Raw genomic sequence first — 12097 nt, 5'->3', positions numbered from 1 at the left:
TGGGCTGTATCAAATCACAGATACATCCTCTCTACCTTTTATCTAGCTATATAGGTTCACCATTTGTGACCACTCACCTACGTAAAGAAGCTCTAATATTTTTTCTACAACAGTTTCTAAAATTTCCAAACTCACTTTGTTCAAACAGTGAAAATTTTTTCACGAAACTATTATTCAAAAATAAAGAGCTTCTAATACTAGTTCAATGGTCACAGCATTTTGTACCTATATAGCTATCTCGGCAGATGAAAAAATACATTCAAATGTAAATTAAGGGGCTGATTTAATACCAGCCCCCTCTTATTGTCTTATATTATTTTAATTTAAACTTGAAAGTTTTTATTTCGAAAGGTTTTATTTCAAAATCAACTTTATTTCCTTGAGCCTTTAATTCTTCTAAATCCCTTTCAATTAGGTTACATTCACGAATTTCTTCTATATCTTTAAAGAATTCTAATGTAGCTTTAGTTCTCTTATTGTGGAATTCATACATTCTAACCACTAAGTGATCTGAATCCTCAGCCTTCTTAATAACTTCTATAATAATATTTTCCTTATTAACATTAACTAAACTTAAGCAATCTTCTAATTCTCCATCATGAGCTTCTTCAACCTTTGCATATAAAGGTGTATTTAACTTATAAGCTTCATTTGCTGTTTTAGCTTCTTTCCAAGTTCCTTCATGGCTATAAACTGAGTATGTGAAGAAATGTTCTTCTTTATCAGCATCTGGATTTGGATCACAACTTGATTTAAGTAATGTTAATCTCATATTACCATCCTTAATGTCATGTCCATACTTACAATTATTTAATAATGATACACCAAAGTCTCCCTCTGAAAGGTCTGCCCACTTATGTCCACAAACCTCAAATCTAGCTACATCCCATGATGTATTTTGATGAGTAGGTCTTGTTACATTACCATATTGAATTTCATAAGTTGCTTCCTTAGCATTAATGTCTATTGGGAATGCAGCCTTAACTAAAATATCTCTTTCCTTCCAATCAGCATAGGTATCAAAATCTACTCTCTCTAAATCATTATAGATATAAACTTTTTGAACTATTGTTGATTCTAAGAATTTTCTTTCAATCTTTAATGTACTTCTAACTGGTCCTCTTTCAATAACTTCAATATTTTGTACATCATTAATTGGCCACATTTTTTCTTTATAATAAATATCTATATCCCAGTTATCAAAACACATTGGCTTATCTTCGAAAGCTTGAATTTCGTTAGCTATAGCGCCATCCTTTAATAATTCTCTATCTAGTTTCTTATTAATAAATGAAAGTATTTGTCCTTTTTCATCAAATTTAATCTTGAAGAAATTATTTTCTGCCTCTTCTGTTGTTAATTTAATTTCACCTTCAGCATTTTTAGTTGCTTCAATTATCTTAAATGACTTGTGTCCATTAGCTGGTATATTTTTAGCAAAGAATATTGCTTTATTTCCTTCTATTCTTTGACATACTAATTCTTCTCCATTAATATCTAAAACTGCTGGATTAGTTATATCTTCTGGAATATCAAAAGTAGCTATATCACTTCTTTCAAATCCTAATGTATTAGAAACAACTACACTTCTTTCCTTTAAGCTAATCTTTGAAGTTACGTTTGCTAATCCTTCATTGATTAATCCTTTAGCATTTCCTATTAATTCTTTATATTCAACATCTGTTACATCATAAACTTCTTTAATTGATGAACCAGGAATTATATCATGGAATTGATTTAATAAAACAGTTTCCCATGAATCAAAAATACTCTTTTGTGGATATTCATTTCCAAGTAACATAGACATTGAGTTAATTTTTTCAGCTGCAGTGTACATGTTCTCACATACTCTGTTATCTCTCTTATTTCTTGCCATTGAAGTATAAGTTCCTCTATGGTACTCAAGGTATAATTCACCTACCCACTTAGGTAACTTTTTATTTCCTCCAACTTTTTCTTCTAATCTCTTAAAGTAATCTAAAGATGTACCCATCTTAACTCTTGGAGCTCCAGGAATACCCTTTGCTAATCTTCTTCCATTTTCAAGCATCTCTAAAGTAGCTCCACCGCCACCGTCTCCCCATCCAAAGGAAACTAATACATCATTATTTAAATTTTTATTTTGGTATCTTCTCCAAGCTCCCATTATTGCATCTGGTTGAATATGTCCATTGTAAGTTGTAAAATGAGATTCTCTATCTTGCCCTGGTACTGTTGCAGTTATAAAGTGAGTTAACACCTCTGACCCATCTATACCTTCCCACATAAATGTATCATTTGGAATCTTATTAAATTGGTTCCAAGCAATTTTAGTTGTCATGAAATAATCAACATCTGATTTCTTTAATAATTGAGGTATTGCTGCTGAATAACCAAATACATCTGGTAACCATAATATTTTATTATCTACATTAAACTCTTCTTTGAAAAATTTCTTCCCATGCATTATTTGTCTAACTAATGATTCTCCTGATGTTACGTTACAATCAGCCTCAAGCCACATTGCTCCTTCTGGTTCCCAAACACCTTCTTCTACTTTTTTCTTAACCTTCTCATAGATTCCAGGATGGTCTTCCTTTAAGAATTTATATAATTGTGGTTGAGATGACATAAATACATACTCAGGATACTCTTCCATCAGCTTTAATACAGTTGAAAAACTTCTTGCAACTTTTTCTCTAGTTTGTGCTACAGTCCATAACCAAGCTACATCTATATGAGTATGTCCAACACAAGTTGCTATTACATCTTCATGTCCACAAAGTTTACCATAGAATTCTTCCATTAAATATTTATTTGCTACCTTTAAGCTTTCATCATATTCCTTTGACTTAGGTCTTCTTAAATCAATTAGGTTTACACCTTCATTTAAAACAGTTATCATGTCTATTCTGTTTTTATCATCTTTATCTAATTCTTTACAAACATCTACAGGTACTTTTAAGTTCCAGTAAAGCTCTCTTGCTTCCATATCTATTACAACTAATTTTCCATGTAATGTAGCTTTTTTATCTGCAAGCATTCCAGCATAAGCATGTAAATCTATATCATATTTAGTTCCTGGTACAGCATCATGAGTTAATATTATTTCTCTATGATTTATATCAACTCCTTGAATTTGCTCCCCATTAACATATAGAATGAACTGAGGATTTGTAGCATCCCAACCTTCTTCAAAAGTATGAAAATTTAAAGCTATAGTCTCACCTGCAAAATTTTCAGGAACTTCTACTGAACATTTAAACCATCCATGACAGTCTCTTCCACCCCATAAGTCACCTGTTTTAAACTCTCTCCATCCATCAGCTGGCGCATTTTTTATTAAATCAATATTATGGTAATTTCCATCTATATATTTGTAATCCTCTAAATTTATTTGATCTCTATATACATGCTTTGAAAGTTCTCCACAAATTTTATCAATTCTTTCTAATAAATAATACATAAACACCCTTACCTTTCTTTATTCACCTAGTCTATTTTAATTAATTAACTAACTTTCTTTATTATTACCTTTAAGGCAAGCTATGTTGCCTCTAGCTTTTCACCTTACTACCTTTGTTAATAACTATTTCTTAATTGTCTTTTTAAACCAATATTATTCCTTAACAGCTCCAACTGTAAGTCCACTTACAAAATATTTTTGGAAGAATGGATAAGCAAATACTATTGGTAAAGTTGTAATAACAACAATGGCCATTTTGGCACTTTCTTTAGGTAAATTCATTGCTGCTGTAGTTGCGCTTGTCCCCATCATAGCTGTATTATTAGCTAAGAATTCCATAGTAGTTTCTAATTTAATTAATAAATACTGTAATGGAATTAATGAGTTATCATCAATATATAACATTGCATTGAACCAATCATTCCAGAAACCTAAAGTTAAGAATAAAGCTATTGTAGCTATTGCTGGAAGTGATATTGGTAATACTATCTTTAAGAATAATGTAAACTCAGAAGCACCATCTATCTTAGCTGATTCAACTATTGCATCTGGTATTGTAGTCCTAAAGAATGTTCTTAAGATTATGATATGGAATGAACTTACACATATAGGTAATATAAGTGCAAAGATTGTATCCTTAATACCTAAAAACTTTGTGTTTATTAAGTATGAAGCAACCATACCACCTGAAAATAACATTGGTATAAATATTAATTTAGTAAAGAACTTTTTATATGCAAAATTCTTTCTTGATATTGCATAAGCAAAGGTTGTCATAATTACAAGTCCTAATAAAGTTCCTAACACTGTAACTAATATTGTTATTCCATAAGCTCTTATAATCTGACTTCCTGAACCAAATATATATTCATAAGCTTCAAGGCTCCACTCCTCTGGCCAAAATCTATAACCATTCATTTGAAGACTTTGTTCACTTGTAAAGGAAATTATTACAACAAATATAAATGGTACTATACACATAGCCGCAAGAGCTGCAAAAAGTATATTTAATACTAAATTAGTTGGTTTTGATACTGAATTAAATTTATTTATTTCATCAGCTTCACTACCTTTATTTTTAAAAATCTTTTTAAAAAAAGATTGTTTTTTAACTGGCTTTTTCACTACATTAATTTCTTTTTCCTTTAATGCTTCCATATTTCACACCACCTTTCTTAGAAAAATGCATTTTCTTCATCAATTTTCTTAACTATAGCATTAGTAGTAAGAATAAGAATTAATCCTACAAAAGATTGATATAATGCTGCTGCTGAACTCATTCCTATATTACCTAAGTTTGTTAAACCTCTATAAACATAAGTATCTATAACGTTTGTTACAGGATATAAAGCACCTGAGTTTTTAGGTAATTGATAGAATAATCCAAAGTCTGATCTAAACATTCCTCCAACTGATGTGATAAACATGATTATCATAACAGGCTTTAATAATGGTAAAGTTATATACTTTATTTGTTGCCATTTTGAAGCTCCATCTATCATAGCTGCTTCATAGAAAGATTTATCTATTCCACAAATAGATGCTAAATAAACTACTGTTCCATAACCTACACCCTTCCATTGACTCATAAAAATAATTATGAAGGGCCAATACTTCACTTCAGTATACCAAGAGACACCATCTTGTCCCATAGAAGTTAACATTGAATTTAAAAATCCTTTTTCAGGACTTAAAAATGCATATAAACAGTAACTTACTATAACCCAAGATAAAAAGTATGGTAAAAACATTGCACTTTGATAGAACTTAGATAGCTTTTTATTTAAAAGCTCTTTTAGTAATATAGCTAAAGTTACTGGTAATGCTATTCCTAGAAAAATAAATACTATATTATAAAGTACTGTATTTCTAGTAATTACCCATGCATCTGTACTTTTAAATAGGAATTCAAAGTTTTTTAATCCTACAGATGGACTTTGAATTAAACTTTCAAAGAAATTTCCTCTAATCTGCCAATCCTTAAAAGCTATTAAAATCCCGAACATTGGTAAATAAGCAAAGATTATAAACCAAATAGTTCCTGGTATAGTTAAAAATAATAATTCCTTATTGTCTTTAAATCTTTTCCACCTAGAAACTTTCTTCTTTTTGATGACTGCGCCTTCAATGGCCATAAATTCTCCCCCTTTTTGTAAACGTTTCTTTTCCATGATTAAAATATAACATCTATAAAAAAACATTAATAGCTGAATTATTTTAGATTTACTGTATAAATTTTAGGTAGTAAAAAAATTTCCTATACCTATATAAAATTAGTCCCTAAAATCAAGAAAATGAAACATAAGCTTTAACTTATAGGCTTTATCCAGTTATAATAACTAGCTATAAAAAAAATAATACTAAAATTTAAGTTTTCAGTATTATTTAAATAAATCTTATATATAATTCTAGAATTAAAATTAATTATGTAATATTGTAGATATCTTCTTTCTAAAAGAATATAATTTACTCTCTCCACTATTTTATACTAATATCAAATCGATAGAGTATTCTTTAAAAAATTATAAATATTCTATTTAATATTTATAGTAGTGACACTTATATGAGAAAAGTTATATGATTTTGTCTTCTTGATATATTTCATTTAAATTCGAATAAATTTACAATTAGCATATTTCTAATTAAATAATTAATTATTTAATTGACATTAAAGCATTATATTTTTTAACCATTGCTATAAATAGTTTTATTATATTAATTATTCAAAAAGTAAAAATTGATTTGCTAATAAAATATAAAATATAATAAATTAAGTTACATTTTATTAAGGAGATCTATTATGAGTTTTTTAAAGAATATACTTAATCATAATAATGAAAATTTAGAAGGTAAAGAAATAATTCACTATAATAATGGTGATAAATATGAAGGCCAACTTTTAGATGGTAAAAGAAATGGAAAAGGAATATATTATTTTTCAGATGGAAATACATATGAAGGAGAATTTTTAGATAACCATATAACAGGTAAAGGAACATATTATTATAATGACGGTGATAAATATGAAGGACAAGTTTTAAATGGAGAAAAAAATGGTAAAGGAAAATTTTATTTTTCAGGTGGAGGTAGATATAAAGGGGAATTCAGAAATGATAAAATGCATGGTATAGGAATATATTATTTTAAAAGTGGAAGTAGGTATGAAGGAGAATTTTTAGATGACCATATAACAGGTAAAGGAACATATTACTATAATGACGGTGATAAATATGAAGGACAAGTTTTAAATGGAGAAAAAAATGGTAAAGGAAAATTTTACTTTTCAGATGGAAATAGATATGAAGGGGAATTCAAAAATGATAAAATGCATGGTATAGGAATATATTATTTTAAAAGTGGAGGTAGGCATGAAGGAGAATTTTTAGATAACCATCCAACAGGTAAAGGAATAGATTATTATAAGGGTGGAGATATATATGAAGGTGAATTTTTAAATGGTAAAAAAAATGGAACAGGAATATATTTTTATAAAAATGGAAATAAAAGATTTGGTGAATGGAAAAATAATTTAGAAAACGGAAAATTCATAACATATTATAAAAATAAAGGTACCTTCAAAGAATTATATGAAAATGGTGTACTTATAAATAAAACTCTTATTGCACATGAAGATTTAATTAATAATATTTCAGAAAATACTGGAGAAAAAGTAGGAAAAAAAATTAATAATGAGTTAGAGGATTTGTTATATGAATTAAATTCACTTATAGGTTTACAGGAAGTTAAGGAAAATGTAAATACATTAATTAACTTTTTGAAGTTACAGAAGGTAAGAAAGGAAAATGGATTAAATACCACTTCTATAACTTTACATCTTGTATTTACAGGAAGTCCAGGAACAGGTAAAACTACTGTTGCAAGATTAATAGCCAAAATTTATAAGAGTATGGGTTTACTGAAAAGTGGACATTTTATTGAAACTGATAGATCTGATTTGGTTGGACAATACATAGGAGAAACTAGTCAAAAGGTAGTTGCTAAAGTTAATAAAGCCTTAGGTGGAGTTTTATTTATTGATGAAGCTTATACTCTATATAAAGAAAGTAAAAATGATTTTGGACAAGAAGCTATAGATACTTTATTAAAACTTATGGAAGATAATAGAGATAATCTTGTTGTTATAGTAGCAGGTTATGAAAATGAAATGAAGAATTTTTTAGAATCAAATCCAGGTTTAAAATCACGTTTTAAAGAATTTATTCATTTTAACGACTATTCTGCTATAGAATTAAAAAAAATATTAGATTTATTATTTACTAAAAATAAACTTATGTTAACTAATGAAGGAAATATGTTAATTACAAAGTATTTTGAAGAAATAGTTAATAATAAAGGGAATAACTTTTCTAATGGTAGATTTGTTAGAAATACTTTTGAAGAACTTTTAAGAATTCAAGCTGATAGATTAGCTCAAGATAAAAACATTGATTTACACGATATTAGTACTATTCAAACTATTACTGAAAAGGATGTTCATATCTTGATTAATAAAAATATCTAACATATTAAAAGTAAAAAAAATTTATTAGCAAGTTGATCTACACGACTAAAGTCGTGTAAGATTCAACCTTTTGGACCTCTATTTTGATTAACTATATTTGAAGTGATGGAGTTATCTAATATATCACTATTATTAATTTTATTCTTAATAGATTTAATTAACAAATCATCAGGTATTTTTATATTAAAATCACCTAAAATACCTTTTATAACCTCTGTAACTTCCTCGATTAATTGTTCCGTAGAAATATTACTGTATTTTTGTGCAACATGACTTATAGTAATTTCAGAAAGTTTATCTATTATATTTAAAATATTACTAATAGATGAATTTGGAACAATTGCTTGAGCAATTTCATCTATAATATTAATACTTTTAACTAAATCTTTTTTTATATTTTCAATGTTGGGAAGATTTTCAATTAAAAAATTTATATGCTTTTTTATTTCTATTATAATAGTGATAGCTACAAATATAGTGATAATTCCAAATCCTATAAATTCTATTATTATATAATTATTCGTATTAAGCATAAATTACTCCTTAGTTATTATTATATTCTGCAAATAAAAACATTTGATATTCAGCTTTTCGCCTTCTCAATAAGCCATATAATTCTTCACCATCACAATAACTCCATGCTGTAAAATCTCCTTTAATAATTGAATTATTATCACAAGTTTCAAGATTAGCAACTAGATCACTTCCCATTAGTGCATTAAATCCAAGATTATAACTAAAATCAACTAAAGCATCTAATTGATATTGTGTTAAATTATATTGACCTAATGAATTTGATATTTGTTGTGCTAGACTATTTAATGTAGTAGTTAGCATCTCTAAGGCTTGTTGATAAGTTACTGGTTCAGGTTTTTTATTATATGTGCACTCTCCAAAACCTACAGTCCAATTTCCACCTGCATCTTGATATGGAGTGGCACTAAATCCCTCCCATGATGCAGTAAATTTAATTAAATTTTCTGAAACAGTAGAAGGAGTTTGAGATACTTGTGTATATAATTTATAAATGTACCCATCAAGAGGATGGGAAATATGATACCAATCTTTTGTTTCTTCTAAAATTTTAAATCTCTGTCCAAAGTCTAATACTCCAATAATATTACAGGTTTCATTGTTTTCAGATCTTATATTTAAACCACATGATGATATTGTTGTTCCATAGGAATTTAACTTAGTAGGAATATAAGCCCATTCACCTAATAATTTATTACATATATTGTATATTTCATCGGTTACTGCATCACTTTGAATCCATGCTCCATTCGAATTACTATATATATATAAAGGAATATTTCCAGGTAATAAAGAAAGAATAGACTTAATGTCTATTCCATCTTTCATAACTTTAGTACAAATAACTTTACTCATATTTAATGCTCCTTTACTTTAAGTGATATTCTATTGTAAATATTAAAATAGATAGAACTGCCCCTACAAAAGTTACTCCTAACCATTTTAAAGATGAAATTAAACTATCAAGTTTATCACATAAATTAGATAATTTATCTCCAAGTTTAATATTGTTACTTTCTAGAGATCTAATTCTACATTCATGATCTTCAATTATAGATTTATAGTCTTCCATTAACCTTGTGCTACTCCTATATTATGTGGATTAGTAGAAGATCTGTTTTCAGTATTCATTGGTTTAGACTTCGGAATAGAATAAATTTCTCCTGTTATTTCATAATATTGTTCTGCTGTTAATCCTCCAGCTTGTACTAGTTGTCGTAATTGTTGTGCATCCCATAGTCCTAATTGATAAAATTCTTTTATTGTTTCAAAACTCATATTATTACCTCTTTCTTATCTTAAAATTATTTTTTTAATGACATTTCAAATAAAGCTGTTGATAAAGCTTTAATTTCTTTCTTTAAATTAATTGTATTTAATACATTTTCCATTACTCCTATTGCTAATCCACTAGTTTGATGTTTTAATTGCTGAGTTGTTACATCATTCTCCATAATTGCTTTTGCTAGTATTTGGTCCTCTGTATATGTTTTTTTCTTTACTCTCTTTGTTAGAATTAAATCACTTATTGTAATTCTTTCTTTAAAACTTAAAGGATTACATGAAAAGCTGATATTATAATCATCTAATAATTTACTTAATTCAAAAAACAATTCATCTTGTCCATCTATATACTTATAAGAATCATTATATATATTATCTTTAAGTTCTAAATTACATACATTAATAAGATACTTTATTTCAAATTTTTCATTAAATAAAATTAAGTTTTTCATTTATATCTCCTTTCATATCTAATTTAAGATTATTGCTGTTGCTGTATATGTGTTTGGAGTATTTGAGTTTGAATTTGGAACTATATTTACATTATTAATCATTAGTGCTTCAATTTCTTGATTGAGTGCAAGAGTAAATTCTGGATTTTGATTAACCATCATAGCTTGTAAACCATTTATACCAGGTAAGTCAGTAAATGTTAATGATAAGCTTCCACTCCAGTCCACATTATTTGAGCATGGAATAAGTTGAACAGTAATAACTCCGATACCACATTCAGGTGGTGTTGTAGAATTTACTACTCCTCCCATATTCATTGTCCAATATTGAATATTATAAGTTAAATATTGTCCTCCTGAATCAGATAAAGCAAATTGACCACTTAATTGTCCTGGATTGCTTGTTGCATTTCCTCCATTCCATACCTGTTGCCCATTTATCTGTAATACTCCATCTCCTGAAAAGTTAACATTTCCCCACATCTCTAATGTATCTGTTCCACTTGCAACGGGCGTTACTGATAATAAGTCACTATCCGCGATTGCATTTTGCAATACAAAACAATTTGTACCATTATTATCTACATCAACTTGAAGATACATCATATCTTTTCCTTTATTATCTTGGAATCTTAAACTTCCTTCTTCAGTAATTTGAAAATTGCTATTAATAATCGCTGTATTATTAAATGTAGAAATACCTTGAAAATTATTATTTCCTTCTAGTTGTGTATTACAAATTACCTGTAAGGTATCTGTTTCACTACTATTACTAACAGGCGTTACTGATAATAACTCACTATTCGTGATTGCATTTTGCAATACAAAACAATTTGTACCATTATTATCTACATCAACTTGAAGGCACATTATATTTTCACCTTTAGTATTTTGGAAAATTACACTTCCTGTCCAAGCTATTTGTAAGTTATTAGTAACATTCATTGCATTATTAAATATAGAAGCTCCTTGAAAAGCACTATTTCCTTGAAAATTATTATTCCCTTCAAGTTGTGTATTACACACAACTTGCAATGTATCCATTCCACTAGTGACAGGCGTTACTGTTACTAAATTATTAGTTGTAATTGCATTTGCCAGTACAAAAGTATCTGTATTCACTTGAAGATCTACTATATTTTTCCCTGCACTATTTTCAAATGTTATAAAACCATTCTGTTCAGCAATCTGCAATTCATCATTTACTACAACTGTATTATTAAAATTAGTATTATTTAAATTTAAGCTATTATTAGCAGAATTAATATTCAACATACTATTAATTGTTGCTATACTCTGATTTGCAGCACTAATTTCATCTTGCAATGTTCGTGATTCCTCATTAGTTTCTTCCATTAATAATCCCAACCAACCACAAACTGTTGGATTACTTCGAGTATCTGTAATATTACTACTACATATATTAGTAGTTCCTGCTTGTACTAAAACAGTTGCTAACTGTAATTGATATACACCACTATTTTGTATTAGTGTAGGAGCCACTGGATTAGTACTTGCCTCACCATCTAATGTCTTAATTAAAATATTACGTGTACTCAAATTTAACTCAATTACTATACTAGTTATTCTATTATAAGTTGAATTCGCTGGATTTATAGAAACTGCTAAAGGTGTCGTATTTGCATACCTATAACCATTTATAAATGCAATCCCAGTATTAACTAACACTTCCATACCATTACTTGCTTCAACTAACAAAGTATTTTGAGCTGTATATGCTATTCCATTACTTAAAAAACTAGCAAAATAGGCTGCCCAATTTTCAGCATTATACACTCTATCGTAACTTCCATTAATAAGTTCTGCATTAAAAAAACTACTTTCTTGTGCCATTTGTAA

General features: G+C 28.0%; 10 protein-coding genes. 1 reads left to right on the top strand and 9 read right to left on the bottom strand.

Translation table 11 applies throughout. From position 1 onward, the window contains the following. Positions 1-313: 313 nt before the first annotated feature. The 3 genes from ARA19_RS02900 to ARA19_RS02890 form a co-directional block, all read right to left on the bottom strand. A complete protein-coding gene (locus ARA19_RS02900) occupies positions 314-3445 on the bottom strand; it encodes an alpha-mannosidase (protein ID WP_055069442.1) in 3132 nt (1043 codons plus the stop codon). A gap of 153 nt (positions 3446-3598) precedes the next feature. Then, a complete protein-coding gene (locus tag ARA19_RS02895; protein ID WP_055069441.1) occupies positions 3599-4603 on the bottom strand; it encodes a carbohydrate ABC transporter permease in 1005 nt (334 codons plus the stop codon). A 17-nt stretch (positions 4604-4620) separates the two neighbouring features. Next, positions 4621-5580, bottom strand: a complete 960-nt coding sequence (locus ARA19_RS02890; protein WP_055069440.1) for an ABC transporter permease — start codon at positions 5578-5580, stop codon at positions 4621-4623. Positions 5581-6245: 665 nt separating this feature from the next. On the opposite strand from ARA19_RS02890, the gene ARA19_RS17035 reads away from it, so the two are divergent. After that, the gene (locus ARA19_RS17035) at positions 6246-7967 is read left to right on the top strand and encodes an AAA family ATPase (protein ID WP_084764180.1); all 1722 of its coding nucleotides are present in this window, start codon (positions 6246-6248) and stop codon (positions 7965-7967) included. Positions 7968-8029: 62 nt separating this feature from the next. On the opposite strand, the gene ARA19_RS02880 is transcribed toward ARA19_RS17035, so the two are convergent. The 6 genes from ARA19_RS02880 to ARA19_RS02855 are packed head-to-tail and all read right to left on the bottom strand — an operon-like array spanning position 8030 to position 12091. Continuing rightward, positions 8030-8500, bottom strand: a complete 471-nt coding sequence (locus ARA19_RS02880; protein ID WP_055069439.1) for a hypothetical protein — start codon at positions 8498-8500, stop codon at positions 8030-8032. 10 nt (positions 8501-8510) lie between these two features. Then, a complete protein-coding gene (locus ARA19_RS02875; RefSeq protein ID WP_055069438.1) occupies positions 8511-9356 on the bottom strand; it encodes a glycoside hydrolase family protein in 846 nt (281 codons plus the stop codon). A gap of 13 nt (positions 9357-9369) precedes the next feature. Then, positions 9370-9573, bottom strand: coding sequence for a hemolysin XhlA family protein (locus ARA19_RS02870; RefSeq protein WP_055069437.1), 204 nt, complete (start codon positions 9571-9573; stop codon positions 9370-9372). Continuing rightward, positions 9573-9779: an XkdX family protein gene (locus ARA19_RS02865; RefSeq protein ID WP_055069436.1), complete on the bottom strand. Its 207-nt coding sequence runs from the start codon at positions 9777-9779 to the stop codon at positions 9573-9575. The genes ARA19_RS02870 and ARA19_RS02865 overlap by 1 nt, the downstream gene beginning before the upstream one ends. 26 nt (positions 9780-9805) lie before the next feature. Then, complete coding sequence (locus ARA19_RS02860; RefSeq protein ID WP_055069435.1) at positions 9806-10237, bottom strand: hypothetical protein; 432 nt, start codon at positions 10235-10237, stop codon at positions 9806-9808. 18 nt (positions 10238-10255) lie between these two features. Beyond that, positions 10256-12091: a hypothetical protein gene (locus ARA19_RS02855; RefSeq protein ID WP_055069434.1), complete on the bottom strand. Its 1836-nt coding sequence runs from the start codon at positions 12089-12091 to the stop codon at positions 10256-10258. Positions 12092-12097: the final 6 nt, after the last annotated feature.

The organism is Clostridium massiliamazoniense, from assembly GCF_001403635.1.
GTDB classification, from domain to species: domain Bacteria; phylum Bacillota; class Clostridia; order Clostridiales; family Clostridiaceae; genus Sarcina; species Sarcina massiliamazoniense.
Note: the sequence above shows the minus strand (reverse complement) of the source record. Positions and strands in the feature narration are given on the sequence as shown.